This window comes from Prevotellamassilia timonensis (assembly GCF_021531665.1).
Classification (GTDB): Bacteria; Bacteroidota; Bacteroidia; order Bacteroidales; family Bacteroidaceae; genus Alloprevotella.
The window spans coordinates 1-3696 of sequence record NZ_JADYUH010000092.1; the positions used below are offsets into that span (position 1 = coordinate 1).

A 3696-nucleotide genomic window follows, 5' to 3' on the forward strand; every position below is an offset into this window, starting at 1 on the left:
CTTGCTCTTATAAGACCAAAACGGAAGCATCACAGCAGCGGCGCAGCCGCCATACTCTTCAAGGGGTTTTCTTTGTCTTTGCCCTTTTTTCTTTTTATCTCTTCGACTCTTTGTCTCTTTGACTCTTCGATTAATGGGACAATTAACGAGACAATTAATGGGCATTAATGGAGAAACATTTCTTGCTGGTAGTGTACCCTTTTTGAAACACGAATGCCCATGAATTGATTCATTAAAAGCCATTAATTTGCACCATATCTTTGACTAACGTAGTTGTAGATGGTGTCGCGGTAGTAGTTTATGCTTTCCTCGCTATAACTCTCGGGCAGTTCCTGCCACAAAACATCACGGATAGTGATGATGAGTGTAGCACGAGTTGTTGGTTTGTCAAACGGATGATCCATACCTGCCAAATGTCCTTTAATCTTGGCAAGGAGGTCAATTGCGACATCCTTCAGTTTATTTATTTCAGGTTTCGAGAGATTGTCTTTCAGCAACAAGTCGTAGAGCGAGAGTTCTTCGTCACTCTTGAAGCCTTCTCGTACATAACGCTTCTCTTCTTCGCTGAGAGATTGCGACAGATGCATCAACTCTTCGAAGGTTTTCTCTATCGTTGCGCGATTCTGCTCTTGGTTATACGCTTGAATGATCTCTTGATACTTTTCGTAAAAGTTAATTCTGGATGGATTCTTTGCTAATAGTCGTGCCAGACGTTCCTGAAGTAAGTCTTGAATGTCTCTTAGTACGAGATTCTTGTCTTCACGCTTGGCAAACTCTCTTCGCAATAAATCGAAGTCGATGCCGCTGATGTCAAACCTGCGTCCTTCAGCAACCATCATGGCATTGGGATCTATTTCAAGATGTTCATTCACAATATCATTGATAGCCACACTCAGGTCTGTGATGTCCGCGTGCTTGCGTTTCTTTTGTAATTCCTTGTAGATGGCTTCCAGAGCATCTTTCTTTTTGCGCATGTCTTCGGTGATATCTTCACGATCGAGATATTTCCAAAGTTGGAGCAAGGTGCTCGCAAATGTGCAGAACGACTTACGGGTTTCAATCTTATCACAGAGCTGGTTGGCTGCTTTCTTCAGAAGTGACAGTTTCTCAAATGACATGGCATCAATGAGTTCCTGCAATTCAAACCCTTTTTCATGCAGAAACGTTTCCGCTGTCGCAATGATTTCCCAAACATGCTTTATCAGTTCTTCCTTGTTGACGGTAGGGTCGTTGCCACCTTCACCACCATCAGGATTGGCTGTATAGTCAGCCAGAGCTTGACGAAGAGCCTTCACTATGCCGATGTAATCAATGACAAGACCATTTGATTTTCCTTCTGCCACACGGTTTGCACGGGCAATGGTCTGCATCAGCGTGTGCGCCTTCATCGGTTTGTCAATATAAAGGCATGACAGTGTTTTTACGTCAAAACCTGTCAGCCACATGGCACAGACGAAGACCACCCGCAGTTTGCCGTCGGCATCCTTGAACTCCTTGTCAAGTTCGCGCTTCTCCATCTTCTCACGATGTGGAGTGATGTCAAGTCGCCATTTCTTGAATGTCTGTATCTCGTTCTGCTCCTGCGATACCACCACAGCCATTTCGGTTTCTTCCATCCATTGAAGTTTGCGCTTCATCTCCTGAACTTCCTGCAGCCAAGGGTCTTGGTCGATACGTTTACGCAAGGCATTGATTTCCTTCTGCCAATACTCCTGCACATAGTTATACATCCTCACGCAAGTCACCTTGTTGAAGCTTACCATCATCGCCTTACCGCTTGTCCAAAGGTCGCTGTAATGGCGCACAAAGTCCTGTGCCACCACTCGCAGTCGTTTCTCAGCCGTCAGCAGATGCACCTCCTTTGCAAACTCCCGTTCGAGTTTTGCTTGTTGTGATGGGTCGAGGTCTTCTTCGTCCAATCGGGCAGCAATCTCGGCATTGATTTCCGGATTCTTCAGTTCTTGTAACTTCTCACCACGGTTCTCGTAGTAAAGGGGAACAGTTGCCTTATCCTCAACGGCACGTTTAAAGTCATAGACAGACACATACTGTCCGAAGGTACGGGCTGTGATATTATCATCTCGCAACAAAGGCGTACCGGTGAAACCAATACGATTTGCCGTTGGAAGCATGTGCATAAGGTTGTCTGCAAAGACTCCGTTCTGTGTGCGGTGTGCCTCATCGCTCATCACGATGATGTCATGGTCGGGATAGATAGGCTCAGCATCAGCCTTGTTGAACTTCTGTATCAACGAGAATATGAACGAAGGATTGCCTGTTAGTTTCTGCCGTAGGTCATCACCACTATGGGCTATAAATTGCTTGGCTTTCAAACCGCCCAACAGTCCGCAATTCTCAAAGGTGTCACTTATCTGTTTGTTCAGTTCGTCACGGTCGGTAAGTACCACTATCGTAGGGGAACCTTCAAACTTTCGTCTGATTTTCTGAACCAAGAATACCATCGAATAACTCTTGCCAGAGCCTTGGGTGTGCCAGAACACACCGAGCTTACCCTTCATTTCTTCACGATGGCGATACATCTCCACGGCTTGGTTCACACCCAGGTACTGATGGTTGCGTGCCAGAATCTTCACCGTCGAACCACCGCTATGGTCGAAGAGAATGAAGTTTTCAAGCAAATCCAGCAGGTTCTCCTTCTTGCAGATACCACGGAGCATGGTTGGCAATTCGATGTTGCCGTGATCCAACTCTGTCAATCGTTTCCACTCATGAAAGAACTCCCACTTGGCACCCACCGTACCCACACGGCTTTCCATGCCATTGCTAAGCATGATCATGGCATTGTGGTGGAACAAATGCGGTATGGTGTCAAGGTAGTCGCGATAGTTGTCGGTATAAGCATTCTGTATGTCCTGGTCATGATTCTTCAGTTCGATGAAGATGACAGGCAGACCATTCACGAAGCACACCACATCTGCTCGGCGCTTGTGGATTGGTCCCTTTATCCATAGTTCCCTGACGGCAATAAATTCGTTGTTATCCACATTGGCAAAGTCCATGACGCGGGCACGTACCAGCTCCGTCTCGCCATTCGGTTTCAGGCGAGTGACAGGCACACCATCACGCAAATACTGGTATTTCTCCTCGTTGATCTGCATCAGCGTCTGCGAGCTCATGTAGCTGGTCATGCGCTCGATGGCTTCCGTAAGCTGCTTGTCTGTCATCCAAGGATTCAGACGTTTCAGAGCCAGACGGAGGTGACGGGTGAGCACGACCTCATGCTGGCTCTTTCGTCCGAGCGTGCCCTGCTCGCCGAGCACTTCATTATCGAAAGCATACACAGACTTCCAGCCAAGCTCCTTTTCAAGAAGTTCGGCTGTCGATTTCTGTATGAGAAGGTCTTCGCTATAGTCCTTTGCCATGGTTTTTGTCTGTTGTTTGATTATTGTTGTTTCAGTTGCCCCTGTTCGCCAAGCGTCAGCTTGTCGTGATCTTGCAGCCCCTGTTCGTCAAGCGTCATCTTGCCGCTCCTGTTCGTCAAGCGTCAGCTTGTCGTGATCTTGTCGCCCCTGTTCGTCAAGCGTCAGCTTGTCGTGATCTTGTCGCCCCTGTTCGTCAAGCGTCAGCTTGTCGCCATCTTGCCGCCCCTGTTCGTCAGTCGCCATCTTGTCGTCCCTGTTCGTCAAGCGTCAGCTTATCGCCATCTTGTCGCCCCTGTCCGTCAAGCGTCAGCTT

2 protein-coding genes are annotated in these 3696 nt (G+C 47.6%); both read right to left on the minus strand.

Going from position 1 to position 3696, the window contains the following annotated elements; genetic code table 11:
• Window positions 1-242 precede the first annotated feature (242 nt).
• Window positions 243-3383, minus strand: a complete 3141-nt coding sequence (locus I6E40_RS10395) for a type I restriction endonuclease subunit R (protein WP_235387139.1) — start codon at window positions 3381-3383, stop codon at window positions 243-245.
• Window positions 3384-3470: 87 nt separating this feature from the next.
• Entirely contained in the window at window positions 3471-3626 is a 156-nt protein-coding gene (locus I6E40_RS10400; RefSeq protein ID WP_235387141.1) for a hypothetical protein, read from the minus strand.
• Window positions 3627-3696: the final 70 nt, after the last annotated feature.